This is a genomic window from Paenibacillus sp. GCM10027628 (genome assembly GCF_042676385.1).
In the GTDB taxonomy this organism is placed as follows: domain Bacteria; phylum Bacillota; class Bacilli; order Paenibacillales; family NBRC-103111; genus Paenibacillus_E.
On sequence record NZ_JBHTHA010000002.1, the window covers coordinates 560235 to 578554 of the forward strand.

The 18320-nt window shown below is 48.0% G+C and carries 18 protein-coding genes; 9 read left to right on the forward strand and 9 right to left on the reverse strand.

Going from position 1 to position 18320, the window contains the following annotated elements; all coding sequences use genetic code 11:
- The first annotated feature begins 96 nt into the window (after positions 1–96).
- Both ACFQZT_RS03670 and ACFQZT_RS03675 read left to right on the forward strand, forming a co-directional pair.
- Positions 97–945: a helix-turn-helix domain-containing protein gene (locus ACFQZT_RS03670; RefSeq protein ID WP_379296641.1), complete on the forward strand. Its 849-nt coding sequence runs from the start codon at positions 97–99 to the stop codon at positions 943–945.
- 473 nt (positions 946–1418) lie between these two features.
- Entirely contained in the window at positions 1419–1562 is a 144-nt protein-coding gene (locus ACFQZT_RS03675) for a helix-turn-helix domain-containing protein (RefSeq protein WP_379296643.1), read from the forward strand.
- Between the two features lie 26 nt (positions 1563–1588).
- Here the strand turns inward: ACFQZT_RS03675 and ACFQZT_RS03680 are convergent, their stop codons facing one another.
- From ACFQZT_RS03680 to ACFQZT_RS03695, 4 genes are all read right to left on the reverse strand, one after another.
- On the reverse strand, positions 1589–2011 hold the full coding sequence (locus ACFQZT_RS03680; protein ID WP_379296645.1) for a DUF6526 family protein: 423 nt from the start codon (positions 2009–2011) through the stop codon (positions 1589–1591).
- On the reverse strand, positions 2004–2453 hold the full coding sequence (locus ACFQZT_RS03685; protein WP_379297940.1) for an SRPBCC family protein: 450 nt from the start codon (positions 2451–2453) through the stop codon (positions 2004–2006). Before ACFQZT_RS03685 ends, ACFQZT_RS03680 begins: the two co-directional genes overlap by 8 nt.
- Before the next feature lie 494 nt (positions 2454–2947).
- Entirely contained in the window at positions 2948–3784 is an 837-nt protein-coding gene (locus ACFQZT_RS03690; protein WP_379296647.1) for a sugar phosphate isomerase/epimerase family protein, read from the reverse strand.
- Positions 3785–3795: 11 nt separating this feature from the next.
- A complete protein-coding gene (locus ACFQZT_RS03695; RefSeq protein ID WP_379296649.1) occupies positions 3796–4875 on the reverse strand; it encodes a Gfo/Idh/MocA family protein in 1080 nt (359 codons plus the stop codon).
- A gap of 137 nt (positions 4876–5012) precedes the next feature.
- Between ACFQZT_RS03695 and ACFQZT_RS03700 the strand changes: the two genes are divergently transcribed.
- The 3 genes from ACFQZT_RS03700 (at position 5013) to ACFQZT_RS03710 (ending at position 8562) form a co-directional block, all read left to right on the forward strand.
- Positions 5013–5888, forward strand: a complete 876-nt coding sequence (locus ACFQZT_RS03700; protein WP_379296651.1) for a helix-turn-helix domain-containing protein — start codon at positions 5013–5015, stop codon at positions 5886–5888.
- Between the two features lie 55 nt (positions 5889–5943).
- Entirely contained in the window at positions 5944–6255 is a 312-nt protein-coding gene (locus ACFQZT_RS03705; RefSeq protein WP_379296653.1) for a hypothetical protein, read from the forward strand.
- A gap of 258 nt (positions 6256–6513) precedes the next feature.
- Positions 6514–8562: a choice-of-anchor J domain-containing protein gene (locus ACFQZT_RS03710; RefSeq protein ID WP_379296655.1), complete on the forward strand. Its 2049-nt coding sequence runs from the start codon at positions 6514–6516 to the stop codon at positions 8560–8562.
- 63 nt (positions 8563–8625) lie between these two features.
- On the opposite strand, the gene ACFQZT_RS03715 is transcribed toward ACFQZT_RS03710, so the two are convergent.
- Positions 8626–9840, reverse strand: coding sequence for an MDR family MFS transporter (locus ACFQZT_RS03715; RefSeq protein WP_379296657.1), 1215 nt, complete (start codon positions 9838–9840; stop codon positions 8626–8628).
- A 142-nt stretch (positions 9841–9982) separates the two neighbouring features.
- Between ACFQZT_RS03715 and ACFQZT_RS03720 the strand changes: the two genes are divergently transcribed.
- Both ACFQZT_RS03720 and ACFQZT_RS03725 read left to right on the forward strand, forming a co-directional pair.
- Positions 9983–11836 carry an SgrR family transcriptional regulator gene (locus tag ACFQZT_RS03720; RefSeq protein WP_379296659.1) on the forward strand — a complete coding sequence of 618 codons (1854 nt, stop codon included), beginning with the start codon at positions 9983–9985 and terminating at the stop codon, positions 11834–11836.
- 19 nt (positions 11837–11855) lie between these two features.
- A complete protein-coding gene (locus tag ACFQZT_RS03725; protein WP_379296661.1) occupies positions 11856–12668 on the forward strand; it encodes an AraC family transcriptional regulator in 813 nt (270 codons plus the stop codon).
- Between the two features lie 28 nt (positions 12669–12696).
- On the opposite strand, the gene ACFQZT_RS03730 is transcribed toward ACFQZT_RS03725, so the two are convergent.
- Complete coding sequence (locus ACFQZT_RS03730; protein ID WP_379296663.1) at positions 12697–13521, reverse strand: phytanoyl-CoA dioxygenase family protein; 825 nt, start codon at positions 13519–13521, stop codon at positions 12697–12699.
- 383 nt (positions 13522–13904) lie between these two features.
- Here ACFQZT_RS03730 and ACFQZT_RS03735 point away from each other — a divergent pair, with 383 nt between their 5' ends.
- Both ACFQZT_RS03735 and ACFQZT_RS03740 read left to right on the forward strand, forming a co-directional pair.
- Positions 13905–14336 (forward strand): helical membrane plugin domain-containing protein, encoded by a 432-nt coding sequence (locus ACFQZT_RS03735; protein WP_379296665.1) that lies wholly within the window; start codon positions 13905–13907, stop codon positions 14334–14336.
- Positions 14337–14357: 21 nt separating this feature from the next.
- Positions 14358–15539 (forward strand): NAD(P)/FAD-dependent oxidoreductase, encoded by a 1182-nt coding sequence (locus tag ACFQZT_RS03740; protein ID WP_379296667.1) that lies wholly within the window; start codon positions 14358–14360, stop codon positions 15537–15539.
- 73 nt (positions 15540–15612) lie between these two features.
- On the opposite strand, the gene ACFQZT_RS03745 is transcribed toward ACFQZT_RS03740, so the two are convergent.
- From ACFQZT_RS03745 to ACFQZT_RS03755, 3 genes are read right to left on the reverse strand one after another with little or no spacing between them, the layout of a single operon-like run.
- On the reverse strand, positions 15613–16890 hold the full coding sequence (locus tag ACFQZT_RS03745) for a Glu/Leu/Phe/Val family dehydrogenase (protein ID WP_379296669.1): 1278 nt from the start codon (positions 16888–16890) through the stop codon (positions 15613–15615).
- Between the two features lie 38 nt (positions 16891–16928).
- Positions 16929–17651 carry an amino acid ABC transporter ATP-binding protein gene (locus ACFQZT_RS03750; RefSeq protein WP_379296671.1) on the reverse strand — a complete coding sequence of 241 codons (723 nt, stop codon included), beginning with the start codon at positions 17649–17651 and terminating at the stop codon, positions 16929–16931.
- Positions 17644–18303 (reverse strand): amino acid ABC transporter permease, encoded by a 660-nt coding sequence (locus ACFQZT_RS03755; protein ID WP_379297942.1) that lies wholly within the window; start codon positions 18301–18303, stop codon positions 17644–17646. Before ACFQZT_RS03755 ends, ACFQZT_RS03750 begins: the two co-directional genes overlap by 8 nt.
- Positions 18304–18320: the final 17 nt, after the last annotated feature.

Here is an 18320-nt window from a genome sequence, read left to right on the forward strand (position 1 = left end):
GTCTTTTTTCAAATCGGACATTTTTTTATAAAATAAGGACATTTTTTCATAATAGGGATGAAAGCAGCCATGTATCTATGCAAAGAGACAAGTTCCATGTTGAATGAAAACGCAATCGTGCTTCAAGGAAGCGAGGCCAGCTTCAAAGTCCATTACTGGGGCGTAGTCCCTCAATTGTTCGACAATCCGGTGCATAAGCATTCCTTCTTTGAAGTTTGTTATGTCCTGGAAGGCGAAGGCGAGTATACCGACGATGGCATCCATTTCCCGCTTCGGGCGGGGACGCATTTTTGTTCAAGGCCGGGGGTTACGCACCAAATTCGCACCCGGGACGGTTTATTTATCTTGTATGTTGCCTTCGAATTGGATGAGTCCTTGTCGAACGACTCGATATGCGAAGCTTTCCATGAGCTTGCTGAGCATGCGGAAGTATGTGTGCAAGAAGCGGACCACAGTCCAACCGCCCTGTTATGGAAATCGCTTCTGCAGCAAGACGGCGATAGAGGCACGCTTCCCACGGCAGCAATCCCTCCGCTTGCCAACGCATTGCTGCTTTCTTTTCTAACTTTTTTTGGAGGCAAAAAAGTAAAGCAGCCGAACCTGCGACGCAAGCATACTCATCTGCTGCTGCAGCAAGCCAAGCTATATATTCGGGATAACTTGGCGGAGCCGCTCAGTCTCCAGCATATGGCCGATTATTTGAACGTATCGGAGCGCCATCTCTCCCGCTTGTTTGCCGAAGGCATCCATGAAAGTTTTTCGGATTTCATCCGCAGCGAACGAGTTCGCCAAGCAGCTCATCTGTTGATGACAAGCGAGCTCTCAATTAAAGAAATTGCAGAAGCTACCGGCTTTTCTACCGTGCATTATTTTTCACGCGTATTCATGGAGGAGAAGAAGCTCCCGCCGGGGAAGTTCCGGAAGATGGAACAAAATAAAGCCTAATTAGACAGCACTTCGGCTGTTTAATTAGGCTTATATATAACAAATATGTGAGAATCCCATCCCTTTACAACAAAAGAATGCTAGGTCCTCTATGGACTTGTGCTGTAGCTGGCCGCGGTAGCACGGACTATGACGCCTTTTTTTTGGCGATTCGCGCATGAGGAGGATACAACGAACAAAGATCGTTAATAAGGATATAAATTGACGCTAAATCATCGAAGGTATGGTTAAATTCCTGCTCGATAGAACAATAGTCTTTAAATAGAGCACCTCGTTCTTTAATTATGGAACATTGCTCTATATAACCCTATTTGGTGTACAAACTCGAAAAATTAACGACTCTTGAGTGTTCTATTAACGAACAAAGGTCGTTGTTGACGGAGAATCCCTATACATCAAATAAATCCAGGTCCTCTGAGGACTTGGTTTCCTTGGTTTTCTTGGGTTCTTGGATACTCCTTTGCAGCCTCCTGATGACATCCGATCTGCCTATTTCGCAGGTAGCTTTTGAGTCCGGATTTTCTTCCTACCCTACATTTTCACGCGCCTTCCATCGCATCAAAGGGATGACGCCGCGTCAATATCGGGAGCAAAAAAGCAGGTCCACATCTCTGTGACCTGCCCGCTTATCATTCATTGCCAGCTATATTCTATCCTTGTCGGCCTTCCAAGTGTTAATCGACTTTTTGATATCATTTGAGCTTAAATGCTGTGTGGCCGCCTTCCGGCAAAGGTCAGGAAACTCGGCATCGCTGGCAAATCGCAAAGCAGTAATTTGTGCAAGTGTAAGCCTTGAATCCAGCAATTGTCCTGTCAACACGTAGTGCCGTAGATTTTCCTCCGCTTTTATGGCTCTATCCTGCGCTTTTAACGGATAGCTTCTCACCAAGATGAAGCTTACAGCGATAAAAACGAAAATAAGCAAGAATAGAATCGAAGCAAGGCTCAGTCCCTCTCTAATGACAAAAATGATAATTCCAATCAAGGTTACGAGTAGAAGTACGGGTAAGAAATAATGATAAACGGGGTGGAATCTGCGGTGATTTTGAAAGTTTTGGCTAGACAATAGTTTTACCTCCTTCAAGAATTTCTTTTAATTTTTTCAAATCCTTATTGTTAGCCCGCTTCATCATCGTGGACATAAACGGAGCCAATAATTTGGAAAATCCAGTAGGGTTCCCTCTGTTTCGTAAAGTCATCCGGGTTGAATTGCTTGTGACCGACTCCCAAGTGTACGTTGTCTCCATAGGGAAAGGTCCGTCAGCGGTTCTCATCATTAGTATTTTTCCTGGCGTATACTCCACGATTTGGTATATGTACGCGAGTTCTCGTCCTAAAAATTGGGCTTTAAATGCAATTTGAGCGCCAACGGCTAAAGGTTTGGCAGTCTTCCATTCTGCCGATCTAATATTCACATACCACTCTGGAGCATGATCAGGATTCGCGGCATAATCGGAAACTTTTTCGCGAGGACACTCAATCATTATTTCTGTTCTTACGTCTACCATCACGTATATCCTCTCTAGCTATGAAATCCTTACTTAAGGTTATTATATCAAATCTCTAACGAAAACAGACGAAAACATAGTGAGAAAATCTGGCCGTTGGCCAGCTCCTTGTCTCAAGCCGTACGTTTTGGAACGAACTTATCTTTGTCAATCCTCCATCTTCTCATCTGGAAAGATGAAGAACATCGTTATAGGCACGATCGAAACATCCCCACATGTTTGTTACGATGTTAAACATCTTTCCAGCTTCGCTTAGCGTGCAAAGATGCTCTTTTTCTCTTCTGTGAGCATTCAAAACATCGTTAGGCACACGACTTCATTTCCCCTCGCCACCTATAATGATGAAAAACCCCCTTCCAGCTGTGCATTTGCTATTTGTTGTCGTACCCTTTGCCACTTTCATGGGGGCTAGCCCCTTATTCCGGGTGCATCTCCTTAAATGATCTGTTAAAAAAGCCGTCCCAAAGGAAGTTCCCTTGTAGACGGCTCTTCTATTATAACCCGGCAGCGTTATAAATCTTATCGAATCCTGTTTTAGATCGAAGGATAAGACTTTCTGGCGAGTCTGAGGGCGGGGATGAAGAAAGAATCTCTTGGGCGATAACGCCTTGATAGCCAATACGATTAAGCGCTTGAACAAAACCGGACAAGTCAATTACGCCTTCACCGGGATACAACCGCCCGTTGTCCAGCGCCTCTTCGACAGGTACATCAGGAGCATCATTGATGTGTACATGAACAATTTGTTCTGCACGAAGCCGCTCAATATCCGCCGTCGTAGAACCATTGGTATACCAATGGTAAGCGTCGAATAGTAAGCCTACATTGCGTTCACCGATCGCATCGATCCAATCGAGCGTTTCTTCAAGCGTCCAAATGAAAGGATGCTTCCATCGCGTGCGCAAATGATGCGGGCCTACGAATTCCAGTCCGAGGCAAATGCCGTATGCACCAAGGATTTGCGCGCAGGTACGCAATCTTCGTGTAGCTAGCGCCATGAAATGGGCTGCTTTCAGATCTGTCGAAGGTAAAATGTAGGTGCAGCAGGTGGTGCATCCCAGTGCCGAGGCTGCCTCAGCCGATTCCGCAAGCTTGACTAAGCCTTCGCGAAAAGCCTCCTCCGTTGTTCTCCATTCCACGGGAAGTCCAATGGAACCGATGACGATGCCATGTCGACGAAGCAGCGCGCGCGCCCCTTCAACGCCATGGTCTTCCACCAGCTTTAACGCGTCCAAATCCACCGCATGAAAGCCATACGCTGCCGCTAGTTGGATGAAGCGTTCGTCGCTCTCGATGCTGCCGACTCCCGCATAAGTTAAACCCCTGAGCATAGGTTGACCCCCTAATCTAAATTCCAATCCAACTTGACTTCATTTCCCGTCCGGGACGATTCATAAATAGCATCCAGCACCAGGTTGTTGGTAAAGCCGCTTAACGCTGAAGTGATAGGTTGCTTCCCTTCACGAATACAAGTCAGGAAATGACGGCTTAACCGCAGTCGCTCGCCTTCATCGTTATCCGGTTTGATCAGCTCCGTCTCCATCGCGCGGTCAAATTTCTCCGTAAGCAGTTTACCTTTCGAACCTCGATAACTGGCACCGCCTTCAGAGCCCATCAAATGAACGAACGGCGTATTGTCCGTATCCATATGGACCGCCCAACTCACCTCAAGTGTCAAGGTGCTGCCGTTGTCCATTTTGATCAGAGCCGTAGCCAAATCTTCAACGTCGTAGACGCCGTTCCAGTCGGGTTTTCCCCAGGTGCCGATCCCTTTTTTGCGGGGCCCGAATTCCGCGTAGGTTGCCCCGTAGACGGATACGGGCTTAGGATTACCCATTAAGTACAAGGCCAGATCCAGCATATGTACGCCAATATCGATTAACGGACCGCCACCGGATTGATCCATTCGGGTAAACCATGTTCCCCAGCCTGGAATGCCCTTGCGACGGAACCAGCCGGTTTTAGCCGTGTAAATGTTGCCGAGTTCGCCTCGCTCAATTTGCTCCTTGATTTGCATCGGTACCGCTTCAAAGCGCATTTGGTGACCGATCATCACGACTTTGTCCGATGCTTCGCTTGCTTTCAATATGTGTCTGGCCGCTTCCGCGTTAATGCCCATCGGCTTTTCCAGCAGCACGTGCTTGCCTGCCTCAATGGCTTGTACGGCAAGTGGAGCGTGGTGCTGATTCGGTACGCCGATAATGACCGCGTCCACATCCGGACTTTGGATCAATTCTTCCGGCGTCGACGCAACTTTGGCAATGCCATTCTCTTGGGCTCTCGCTTCTGCCAGCGGTAAATAAGCATCGGTGATCGTAGTGATTTCACACCAATCAGCCAACTTAGAAAATTCCTTGATGTGAACGCTGCCAATGTTGCCGGCGCCAATAATCCCGATTCTGATTTTGTTCGTAGTCGTCATGCTTTTTTTCCTCCTAAGCTACTATGCGTCAGCTTCCAGCATATCAAGTGGTTCGACTTCTATGGTAAAATAAAATGATGCCGAAAGCGCTCCCCGTTTTTCGAAAAACGTCCCAACTTTTCGGAGGAATCATCGTAATGACCTACTTTCCCGATTATTTAAAAACATATCCGAACATGCATACGTCTTCACCGCTCCATCTCAGCCGAAACCGGTTGAACAACGGCTTCCGGGCACATCGCCACGATTTTTTGGAGTTTTCCTATGTGGTCGATGGTAGCGGTTACGAAACGATCAACGACGTGCGCCATCCGATGACACCGGGTACGTTCACCTTTGTGCTGCCTTACCAGGTTCACGAGCTTTTCACCGATCCCGGCAGCACATTGATCTTATATAACTGCATGTTTAGCATGGATTTATTGATGGAACCGGGATCGAGCGACGGCTTATCCGGTCTCATTAACGATACGAGTCCGCTGCCGGCATATGTCCATCTGGCCGGGCAGGAAATGGAACGAATGTCTCTTTTGATCGAGGATATGTTCCGGGAATATACCGGCGACGAGCGCCATCGGCGAACGATTCTTCAGATCAGATTGAAAGAAATATTAGTTCTATTTGATCGCTACCGGCGAATGGATACAGCGTCGTTGAAGGATGTAAGCCAGATGTCCAAAGCGAGTCCGTCAGTTTGGCCGATCATTCACTATATCCATCGCAACTATCAAGAAGAGTTGACCCTAACGGATCTAGCGAATCTATTCACTATGAGCATATCCCGAATCAGCGAGGTCATTAAACAAACCACAGGGCAAACCTTTGTCCATTTCCTGCACGATTTGCGCCTGCGTCATGCTTGCAGTCTGCTTGTTTCTACGGATATGAGCGTGATGGAAATCGCCCACGAAGTCGGTTACGGCTCCTACAAAACGTTTGCCCGTATTTTTCGTGAAAGCAAAGGCATCGCGCCGAAAGACTATCGAAAACACAAAACGGCTGGGGCTACGTAGTGTAAGCACCCAGTTTGCTTCTTGAAGCTAAATACGTGAATTAGGAGGATCCTAGATGAACAAGAAGGTGGATCAAGCCTTTGATACGATGTTAAGAAACTGGAATTCCATGTCCGGGTCGGCAAACGACGATGCGGAAGCGACGGCGAATGAATTTGAAGCCTCCTTTTACGTGTTTATCGATGCACTGCGGGAATGGGTTAATGAATTGGATCCGCGGCCGCAGTCGTTGGAGGAGTTGTTAGCCCTCCCCGTGATTCAAGAAATGGCCGATCGACTGCCGGCGCCATTGCTGCTAAATTTTGAAACCGAAGCCGAACTTATTGTTGAGCGTTTCATCAGAACCGAAGAAGATAAGTACGATTAGTCCAAATGTCTTGGTTAGTTGGCTTGCCTCCTGCAAAAGGGAACGCGGTTTATCGTTCTTCTTGTAGAAGATTCCAACGATAAGTCGAATTTCGGTTAAGTTAGTTCTTTGTACTTGGGAATGGAAGCACTTTCGACGCTTGGTAATTTTGTTATTTAATGTGAATATCGGCAGATAAGCCTGTCCAAAACTGCAGATTGATGATCCATGTAGAAATTCTTACAATGGTCAATTCATTCAGAGGAGGAACTCATTCACATGCGCAGTCGAAAAGTGCTCACCCTGGTCTCATCTATTTTGCTAGCAGGAACTATTCTCACCCCCTCTTCCATTTTTGCACAATCGAAAAGTTTCGAGACCAACCCATCCGTTCAGGATATCGGTTCCAAACTTCGGGCCGAGTCGCTCACCGATGTTAAAGCGTCAGGCCGGTTAGATTTATCCGGAGATACAGCAGAGAGCGGCACTCCTGCCGTACAGAGCCGCAGCACATTGGCTTCATCCGATGTAGGCCTTGTGAAGAAATGGCTAACGCATAACGATTATACCAGCAAATATGCACTGACCGATTTCACGTTGCGAGCTGTTGGCACTTACGGCGAAGTCTGGGTCGCAAATAACCTCCAATACCCAAATGGTGACCCTCGCAATGCCATGGTTTCGATTACCGATGAGCAAGTCAAATATTTGCTGAATGAGTTCGATACCCGGATGTATCAAAAAGAAGTCGAGTTTTTCGGCCCTCCGAAAGAACGCAAAGGCGAAGCAGGCTATAACGGCTGGTACAAAGACGATAGCGGCCGAACCGTTATTCTCATCGATAACATTAAAGACCAGAGCTATTATAATGCCGCTTACCCCAGCTATATCGCGGGCTATTTCTCCCCAACGATCAGTGACTTTGCTGACCGTAATATCATGACAGTCGACGCTTTTGACTGGTTAAACCGCACCGGACCTAATGCTCCTAAACCTTATTTGTACGAGGGCACGTTCGCCCATGAGTTCCAGCATCTGCTGCATCGCGACTCGGATTCCGGCGAAGAAAACTTCATAAACGAAGGACTCTCGGATTTCGCCCAGTATTTGGTCGGATACGGACATCCGCAAGGACATGTCGATTTCTTTATGAATCACCTCCGCAATTCGCTTACATTATGGGGGGATCAAACTGACCTGCAGATACTTGGCGATTACGGGAACGCCTACTTATTCCAGCTGTATCTGTATGAAAAATTCGGCGAAGCTTTTGTCCAAGAAGAATTTAAAAGCCAAAAGCATGGCGTCGACAGCATTAATGCTGCATTAGCCAAGATTGGTGCAGCCAAAACATTCGACCAGGTTTACGCCGATTACATGACAGCCATCCTGCTCGACGGCACCTATAAGGGCGATAGCAAAACTTACAATTTCAATGCCATTGATCTGAATCCGAACGTAGACGGCTCGATACTGGCCGATAACACGGCACCGGCATGGGGCACTGACTTTAAATTGATAACACCTGATAAAAAAGTCGACCATCTATATTTTAAAGGGCTCGACTTCCTCGGAACGAACTGGACAACGGCTCAAGATCCTGCGCACGGAACGGTTCTCTGGGGCAATCAAGGCGATCAAGCCGATAATTTCCTCATTAAAGAGCTCGATCTGACGAAGCTGACGCAGGCATCGCTTTCTTTTGATACGAGTTACAAGATTGAGGAGCAATGGGACTTCGGAAGCGTTCAGGTTTCTACAGACAGCGGTAAAACATGGACCTCTCTGGCAAATAGCAACACCCGCTCCGACGTCGTAGACAATGGTTATCCGAAAATCAAAGCGAACCTCCCTGGTTTTACAGGGAATTCCAATGGATGGAAAACAGAAACATTCGACTTGAGCAAATATGCCGGACAGAAAATACTTCTTGGCTTCCGGTATATGACCGATTGGGGCACTACGGAATCAGGCTGGTACTTATCTAATTTGAAACTTAATGGAACTACGATTGATCCAATGACTTCTACTTCAAGTTTCATGAGCCTGGAGCAAGCAACACGCGAATATATCAACTATCAGGTTCAATTTATCGGTTACAAAAAGGGGCAAGCAAAGGGCAATGACAACCATTTGAATGTCATTCGCTTCCCTGACCTGCTCAATATGTCGGCCCAGGATCAGCTTGATCTGCGCGAGATGCTTCACAGTTCGCAATATGATCAAATCCTGATGATGACCACCTATGCCGCTCCTGAAGGCAAGAACGGCAGTGTCACTTACGACTACAAGGTAGAGATGAAGTCAAACAAAACAAAAGTAAAATAAGCGGCTGACCAAATAAGACCTGTCCCATTCAAAAGGGCAGGTCTTATTTATTATTAATTGAACTCATGCGGCTACGCCGCTGGTTTCCTCTCCCCCACGCTTGCGCTCCAACAATAGCTGGCCACTGTGAAAAAACGGAAAAGCAATGAAAGCTAGCAGCATCAGGATACCGAAGATGGCGGGACCTTGCCCGAACCCTAACGTTTTCAGCAAGATCCCCCCCAGCCAAGCACAAATACTTTGCCCGATAAAAGCGAATCCGCTGGCACCGTAATAAGCGCCTCTCAGATGTTCGGGGGCTATCTCCCCGATCAGCACGTCGCCGATCACGAAACATAAGATTTCGCCAATCGTGAACACCACCATCGATAGGGTCAGCATCAGCATATTGTGAAAGATACCGAATCCGAACAAGCCCAACCCGAACAAAAGACATCCTGCTTTAAGCGCGGTCAGCGAAGAGAAACGCTTCATCACCTTCGCCAGCGGGTACTGGAACACAAGTACGGAAAGCGTATTGATGATGAACAGAAACGAATACGCCTCGACCCGATCGTGGCCAATAAATTGCGATAACGTTGTATCCAAATGGGAGTAGGCGCCCGCCACGAAGATATTGCCTAACAGGAAGTAGAGAAATATTTTATCTGTAAACACGATTTGCATCATTTGCTTTATCGAGACCGGGGCCGACTTTTCCTGAAACTTCTGTTTAAAGATCAGCATGAGACTCACAAGGGCGATTGCATAAACGAGGTAAATTCCGGCGCTCACCATAAAAGGCAGGAGTGACGAAGAACCTCCGATACCAAGCTTTAATCCCACCAACGGGCCGATGGCTCCGCCGATGTTAATGGCAAAATATCTCGCATTAAATGCATCGGTGCGTCGCTCAGCAGGCGTGACATCGGCGAGCAGCGCTCTTGCGGTCGGTTCGAAGACGCTGCGGCAAAGGCCGTTGCATGCGCTCAATAGGAAAAACATCCAAGTAGCATCCGCAAAAGCAAACCCCACAAAGACAAGGCTCCATATCGCCATTGACGAGATCATAACCGGATATCGTCCCAGACGATCCGATAGCGCCCCACCGATAAAACTGCACAAAGTCCCGACGAATAAACTGACCGCAAGTATGGCTCCGATCGTAGCAGGATCGATGCCTTTGACATTGCCTAAATATATGCCCAAGAAAGGCAGTGTCATAAAAAAGCCTGTGCGGGATAAGAAGGTTCCGATGATGACCCCCCAGGCAACCGGATGAAAAGCTGGTATCTTCATTTGTTTATCCTCTACTTTCTGTTTGGCTATCCTCTTTGGAGACGTATTGTTATCTTTAGTATAGCTATCCAAAAGGGGATGAAAAGTGTATGATTTGAATAAATCACTTCACCTTTTACAAAAGAAGCGAGGTTGATCGGACATGCAAACGGTTCTTCAATATTTGGAGCTGCGCTTATTTTTTCACTATGTGACGCTGCATACCCCTTTCCCTGTAACCATAGAGAAGCTAACTGGAATCTGGCATTGTACCCCTCGTTATACCAAATTAATCGTCCGCAAGCTGACTGAATTAGGCTGGGTTGATTGGAAAGCGGGCATAGGCCGCGGCAACACCTCCATGTTGACGTTCCTGACGGAATCCGAAGATATCCTGCTCCAGGAAGTCAAGAGCCGAATGGAGCAAGGCCATGTCAAAGAAGCGATGGAGCTGATGAACCGCTTTGGGAATGAAGCCGCCAAAGACCAATTCATGGATTGGCTGTCGGAGGGAATGGGGTTCACTAAGCAGACCATTTCGAATACGATGCAGGATACGCTGCGTCTGCCCGTCTACCGGACCATCACCACCTTGGATCCCGGGCTCGTTTATTACGCTTTTGACGCCCACATGATTGGGCAGCTGTTTAATACGCTGGTCGAATACGACGCTGAGAGCCGGACCGTCCTTCCGTGCATCGCGCATTCGTGGGAGAGCAGTCATGACGCCCGGGAATGGACGTTTCATTTGAAAAAAGGCGTGATGTTCCACCACGGGCGGGAGCTGATGGCCCATGATGTCGTTTTTTCAATCCAACGCCTGCGTTCAAGTCCGGATCTCTATGAAACCAGTTGGATGTTCCAAGACATTGAGCAGTTGGAAATCCTTGATCAAAGAACGGTTAAAGTTCGCTTAAAAGAGCCGAATTACTTATTCCTGCGGTTTCTGTGTGCAAGTGCCTCCAGCATTGTGCCTGAAGATATCGTCCGGAAAGCCGACATTGATTTTGCCAAAGCCCCAATCGGAACAGGACCGTTTCGATTGGTTCGCCTGGACGATGGCATTTGCGTTCTCGAAGCATTCCCTCAGCACTTTCGTGGCAGGCCTCACTTGGATCGTGTCGAGGTGCTCATCTTCCCGGAAAAGGAAAGCGGACGCTTGAAGGAACCTGACTGGACGTCAGTCATGTCTTCAAACGGAGACACTTCCCAATCGCAGCGAGAATCCATCGCCGCACATAATGATGAATGGTGTGATGTGGAGACATTGTCTTCCTGCTGCAGTCTGCTTGTGTTTAACAGGCGGAAGCCGGGGCCGCAAAATCACCCTCTATTCCGCCAAGCGCTTCATCATATCCTGGACCGGAATCAAATGATTGCCGACCTGGGGGATGATTTAATTTATCCGGCTGTCGGATTTCGCCCGTATCTTCTATTGGCTGGTGAACCTACGATGTCGATGGAGACAAACCCAACGCTTGAACAGGATGAAATTATGGCCTTGTTGCAGGCGAGCGGCTATAACGGTGAAACGTTCCGTTTGGCGACAAACGCCTATCATGAAGCGGACGCTGCCTGGATTAAAGAACGCTGCAGTTCGTTTGGCATCCGCATTGAAACCTTTGTGAAGAATGAAGATGTTTACGGGAAAGATCATCCCTCATCGCTGGACCATGACGGCAGGTTATTTGGGGTTGTGCCCCGCAACAACGAAGTCCGCGAGTTGGAAATGTATGCGCAGAACAATTATTTCTTACCCTCATTTGATACGCAGATGGCAAAAAACGTTGCGGAGATCATGAAAGCCATTTTTCGGGAACCTGATGAAAAGGAACGTCAGAAGAAGCTGGCGATGCTAGAGGATTTGTTGAGACAAACGCTTGCAGTCCTTTTCCTTGTCCATAAAAAGAGCAACACCGCATTCCATAAATCGGTTCGCGGCGTGAGCATCAACGCATATGGCTGGCTTGATTTCTATAAAATATGGTTTCACCCGCAAGTCAACAAGTCGTCTTAGGTAAGGTAGGTGGTAGCGAATGTCATACATGAACATCCCTTATAACCTGGGGGAAAAGTCCGCTGTACCCCTTTGCAAATTTATATCCATTTGGAAAGTGCAAGCAAACCATGCTTATCAAGTGAGCAAAGGAGAAGGATTCGCGGCCCCCGGCTTGTTCATCACCTATGAAGGAAAAGGGATCTTAACCCAATCGGCAGAGCGACATGAATTGCGCCAAGGGACATTTTTTATTGTCCAGGAATCGATCCCATGCGCTTATCGTTGTCAAGATGATGATTGGAAATTTTATTTTCTGGACTTTAGCAGCTTAGACATGGCCCGCTTTCTCAGACTTCCCGTAGGAGAGGTCGTTTCCACGGAAAAAGTGCCTGAAACCGTTCAACTATGTGAGCGATTAATTGACAACCTGATCCTACAATCGGCCGGATACGCATATTCCGCTAACATCTTCCTGCAGGAGGTACTGCTCCTTTTGGCCCGGGAACAATCGGCTCCCGGTACCACCGGTCATGCCGATTTGGATAAAGTGCTTTACTATATGCACAAAAACATTGACAAACCGCTTCAAGTTAATGACCTCGTTCAAAAAAGCGGCTTGTCCCGGACTGCTTTCTTTTCGCGATTTCGTACTATGACCGGACTTTCTCCGAGCGTTTATATGTTAAAGCTGAAGCTAGAGTCGGCCAAAGCATCCCTCGAAACGACAAACATGTCGGTGAAAGAAATCGCATCCGCGCTGCATTTTTATGACGAATTTCATTTCTCAAAGCTGTTTAAAAAACATTGCGGCCTGTCGCCAAGCGCGTATCGCCGTCAGCAAGATAGCTGACTAAATGATCTTTGCAGCAACGTCCACGTTATTTAAAGTGTCCCCGCGGTCTCTTGCCGCTCCATCTTTCATCTACCGTCTCATTAGCCGATTGGTATCTAGCATCTACGCTGAGCCGGTACTGATTCGTCGTATTCTCAAGTGAACAATGAAGTAAATACATGCCGAATATGAGTACGTCTCCAGCTTCAAACGTCGTCGTCGCCCAGGTCCCGCCGAACTTTTCGGTAATGACAAGCGGATCATCCGTATAGTGGCCGATACCGTCCCGATCCGAATCCTTCGTGCCGTAAGACGCTTTCAAATCTTCAAAACGATGGGAGCCCAGGCATATCGCCAATCCGCCCATTTCATACGAAACATCTCCCAGCGGAGACCATACCGTATAGACGTTATGCGTTCCTCTCCCCATATAAACGATGTCGTAGTGAGCCCCTGTGAAATCTCCTTTGCCTACCGCGCGAAGCCATTTGTAATGATAGGTAATCGAAGGTTCGCCCAGGAACTCATCAAAAAAACGCATCATATGTGCTCCGTTTAAAACATTGAGCAAAGCCGGTAAGTCTTCATTCGTTCCCCCCATAAAAATGCTTTTGCTGCCGTCAGCCATAACTCCCTCTTCCAGCAGCGTGTCTCGGTCCAACTTCCCCATCCGGTCCATTTTTCCCAAAATGCTTGTGCGGGCGCCAAGCACCTGATCACGATCATGGAAGCCGCGGATCAGCAGGAATCCGTCTTCCTCCATCCGCTCGCGAAGCGCCTTTACGTCATGCAAAATATCATTCGAGCTTCTTAGCTCCGTAAGATGCGGGCCACCCATTTCCAATTCGCGACTGCCTACCTTTACCATCATTTGCACCTGCACTCCTCATCTTATTCGTATCGAAGCCATCAAGCACTCGGCTTGGTGCTTATAATCAAAGTGTAGGTGATACGAACGAGCGAAGCCATGGATCGTTGTATGTTCTTCATGTATAATCGTACGGAGCTGCCATTTTCAAAAAGTCACGAATTTGAAATAATTTCTTTTTTAAAACTGCTGTCAAAAGGTGTAGAATAAAGAAATACGGTAGAATCCAATTGTGTCATGTTACAGACGTTTTCTTACATACTAAGCGTTTGCCGCACTGCAAGCACTTATGTGAAAAATGTTACAATCTTTGGGAATAACGTCTTTCGTTCGTCACACAATCGCGACAGCACCTATTTTTCACATCGCAAAGGAGGATTTTTCAGATGACACAGACACCTGCTGTTCAAGAAGTAGCGGCAACACTTGCTGCGGAACCAAAATCGTTAGACGTACTCGATCAATTACTGAAGCCTGAGGTGCAACAATCTCTGATGGTACTGGTCGATAACCTGCCTAAGTTGGCGGAAATGGTGACCTTGTTAACCAAAGCTTACGATTTCGCGCAAAGCGTGGCCACTGACAAAGTTCTGATCAACGATTTTGCACAAGGTATTGGCGAATTCGTCAAACCGGTGCAAGAAAAAGCAAAAGACATCGCCGCGGCAGCCATCGAAGCCGGCGAACGCTCGCAGGCAGAAGCAGGAACAACCATCGGTCTATTCGGTCTGCTGAAAATGCTAAAAGATCCTGAAGTGCAAAAAACATTTCGTTTTGCTCAAGCATTCTTGAATGTACTCGCTGAACGCAAAAATTAATACGGACAAGGGATGATAACGATGTCAAAACAAATACTTATTCTTGGCGGCGGATACGGCGGTCTCTTGGCTGCGCTCACTGCCCGTAAACATTTGACGGCTGCGGAAGCTAACATAACGATCATCAACCGTTTTCCAACTCATCAAATTATTACCGAGCTGCACCGATTGGCTGGCGGTACCATTAAAGAGAAAGCTGTTGCGCTGCCGCTTCAAAAATTGCTCGGCGACAAAGATGTGAACATCGTTGTTGATACCATTAAAGAAATTAAGCCGAATGAGAAACAAGTCGTTCTGAACAGCGGCGCGGTTCATACCTACGATGCACTGGTCGTTGCCCTGGGCAGCGAAACCAACTACTTCGGTATACCTGGGCTGGAAGAGAACAGCTTCGTTCTGAAATCTGCATCTGACGCCAACCGCATTCGCGAACATGTTGAAGCTCGTCTGGACGCATATAAAGCTTCCGGCAACAAAGCGGACGCTACAATCGTCGTTGGCGGCGGCGGTTTGACAGGGGTTGAGCTTGTTGGCGAATTCGCAGATAAGCTTCCTGAAGTTTGCCGCAGCAAAGGCATTGATTTCGGCGATATTTCGATCTACTGCGTAGAAGCCGGCCCAGCCGTTCTTCCGGTATTCCCTAAAGTACTTATTGAGCGCGCGGTAACGAGCCTTGAGAAACGCGGCGTAACTTTCCTTACAGGCGTTGCGATTACAGAAGCTACGAAAAACTCCGTATCGCTGAAAAACGGACAAACGATCGAATCGAACACGATCATCTGGACGGGCGGCGTCAAGGGCAATCCTGTCGTCGGAAGCTGCGGAATCGCAGAAGATCGCGGCCGCGCTACGGTTACATCAACACTGCAATCCACATCTCACGCCGATATTTTCCTGGCAGGCGACTGCGCGGTTGTATTCCCTGAAGGCAGTGAGCGTCCATACCCTCCAACTGCTCAATTGGCTTGGCAAATGGGCGAGACGGTTGGTTACAACCTGTCCGTTCAACTCAAAGGCGGCGTGATGGACACATTCACTCCTGTTTTCTCCGGAACGCTCGGCAGCCTTGGCCGTAAGGACGGTATCGGCACGATCGGCGGCAATAATACGCAGCTCAAAGGCTTACCGGCTTCGCTTATGAAAGAAGCGAGCAATATTCGTTATCTCTCCCATATTCATGGCCTATTTGCTCTTGCCTACTAATAAGAGCATAGGATTCAAATAAAAAGGATGTCCCTAGCCATACGGCTTGCGGGACATCCTTTTTCATTTTCTTCTAAACCCATCCCCGATATCGGGAGGCTTCTGCAAATTTCCGCAGACCTACTATGTAAGCCGCCAGCCTCATATTCACATTTTTCCGTTTAGCCAATTCATAAACTTTATGAAAGGAAGAAGTCATCAAAGTGTTCAACCTGCTGTCTACTTCCTCTTCCGACCAATAGTACCCTTGATTATTCTGCACCCATTCAAAATAGGAAACAACGACCCCGCCTGCATTAGCGAGTACATCCGGTACGATCAGCACGCCTCGCTCCGTCAAGATGTCCGTCGCCCTAGCCGTTGTCGGACCATTGGCTGCTTCCACGACGACCTTCGCTTGTATGCGTCCTGCATTGTGCTCCGTAATCTGGTTCTCAATCGCGGCCGGAATCAAAATATCGCACTCCTGAATGAGCAATTCCTCATTGGAGATCCGGTTCGGGAATAAGTTCGTAACGGCGCCGAAGGAGTCTCGCTTATCCAACAGCGTGCCGATATCCAGTCCGTCCGGATTATACAACGCCCCGTGCGCATCGGAGATCCCGACAACCCGCGCGCCTGCGTCGTGCATGAACTTCGCCAGATAGCTGCCGGCATTGCCGAAGCCTTGAATGATCACTCTAGCGCCAGTAAGCGAGATACCGAGCAGCTCGGTAGCTTCTCTTGCCGCTATAGCTACGCCTTTAGCGGTTGAAGATTCTCTGCCGATCGAACCGCCAAGCACTAACGGCTTCCCTGTAATAAAACCCGGTGAATCGAATTCCCGGATATGGCTGTACTCGTCCAGCATCCAAGCCATAATTTGTGCGTTCGTAAATACGTCGGGTGCAGGAATATCTTTGGTCGGACCGACAATCTGGCTGATCGCTCTAACATATCCGCGACTCAGCCGTTCCAGCTCTCCCAGAGACATCTTCCTGGGATCGCACTGAATTCCGCCCTTGCCGCCTCCGTAAGGAAGATTCATAATGCCGCACTTGATGCTCATCCAGAGTGACAGCGCTTTGACTTCCTCCGGAGTCACGTCAGGATGAAAGCGAATGCCTCCTTTGGTAGGACCCACTGAATCGTTATGCTGCGCTCTGTACCCTGTAAATATTTGCACCTTGCCGTCATCCATCCGGACCGGAATACGGACGGTCAGCATACGCAGCGGTTCTTTGAGTAATTCATAAAACGCTTCGTCATAGCCTAAATGTCCGAGTGCGGAGTGAATGACCTTTTGCGTACTTGTCAGCACATCCATATTCTCCGTCATCGTTTCTGCCTCTTGCTTTGTAGGGATAATCATCGAATCCACCGACTCCTTTGGGCCTCATTGGCACGCAATTATAGCATTTTTTCCAAAAAATCCTGCGCTCTCTTGCTTTTAGGCGCTGTGAAGAATGCCGACGGATGCGCATCCTCGACGAGCAAGCCGCCGTCCAGAAACAGAATCCGATCCGCGACTTCCCGGGCAAATCCCATCTCGTGGGTCACGATCGCCATCGTCATCCCCGTGTGAGCCAAAGATTTGACGACTTCCAGCACTTCTTTAACCATTTCCGGGTCAAGCGCAGAAGTCGGCTCGTCAAAAAGCATAACCTGCGGTGACATCGCCAGCGCTCGCGCGATCGCAACGCGCTGCTTCTGACCTCCCGACAATCTCGTCGGGTATTCGGCTGCTTTGCCGCCCAGTCCCACTTTTTTCAGCAGCTCCTTAGCCTCTTCTTCAGCTTTTTGCTTGGAGGTCTGTTTTACGGTCATCGGAGCATAAGTCAGATTTTGCAATGCTGTCATATGTGGGAACAGATTAAAATGCTGGAAGACCATCCCGACATCTTGTCTTAATTTCATAATATCCGTCTTGGCGTTCGTAATTTCTTGATCCTTGATCCAGATCTGACCGCTGGTCGGCACTTCCAGCAAATTCATACAGCGGAGAAACGTCGATTTGCCTGAACCCGAAGGACCGATAATGGCAACGACTTCGCCCTCTTTAATGGTCGTCGAAATCCCTTTCAGCACTTCATTTTTACCGTACGTTTTATGGAGGTCTTGTATCTTAATCACTACGTCTCATCCTCCTCTCCACCACTTTACCAAGCATGGTAAGCAAAATAATCATGCAGTAATAGATGACCCCTGCCAAAATAAGCGGCTCGAGATAGCGGTATAATTGTCCGCCGACAATGTAGGCGCGGCGCATCACATCGAGTGCTCCAATTACCGTGACGACCGCGGATTCTTTGGTCAAGCTAATGAATTCATTCATTAGAGCCGGCAAAATATTTTTCATAGCTTGCGGCAATATGATGTCTTTCATCATCCGTCTGTATGGAATGCCCAGAGCAAGGGATGCTTCTCGTTGACCTTTATCGACAGCAAGAATGCCCGCTCGGATCACTTCTGAAATATAAGCAGCCGAGTTGAATGTAAAAGCGAGCACCGATGCCCAGTAGGCATTGATTTCTATGCCAAGAACTTGTGGAAGACCGTAATAAATAATAACAAGCTGCAAAACCAGTGGCGTGCCGCGAAATACGGAAGTATAACCGTCTGCAAGCCAATTAAGGATTTTGGTGCGGGCAATTTTGAACAAGGCGAGAACAATGCCTAGAGAAAAACCTAATAAGGCTGCTGTAATAACAATTCGAAGCGTTACCCCGATCCCGGCTAAAATATAAGGGATAGAGGGCACGACTTGTGCAAAGTCCAAATTCATGCCCATGATTTCCTCTC